Here is a 246-nt window from a genome sequence, read left to right as displayed (position 1 = left end):
GTGTGGATATGACTGCACCAGGTGCATCACCTCGTGCGTCACTACGTCGATGTCGCCGGGATGTGACTTGAACCAACCGGGGCTAAACCGTACGCGACCGCCACCGGCTTCGGCTACGGCTTTGTAGGTGGTATCAACAAAGAATGTCACTTCTTTAATGGAGGCTTTGTTGTATTCGCCTACCAGTACGGGGTATACCTCAAAGAATGTTTTGATCAGACGAGCTTTTACGGCCGGATCAAATGA

At 51.2% G+C, this 246-nt stretch carries 1 pseudogene; it reads right to left on the bottom strand.

Annotated elements, in window-relative coordinates:
• Positions 1-246 (bottom strand): annotated as a pseudogene (locus KK062_RS30480) (basic secretory protein-like protein); the annotation flags it as partial.

Origin of the sequence: Dawidia cretensis, assembly GCF_018598175.1 — a bacterium.
GTDB classification, from domain to species: domain Bacteria; phylum Bacteroidota; class Bacteroidia; order Cytophagales; family Cyclobacteriaceae; genus Ohtaekwangia; species Ohtaekwangia cretensis.
The sequence above is the reverse complement of the archived record's forward strand: the minus strand, read 5'-3'. Positions and strand labels throughout refer to the sequence as shown.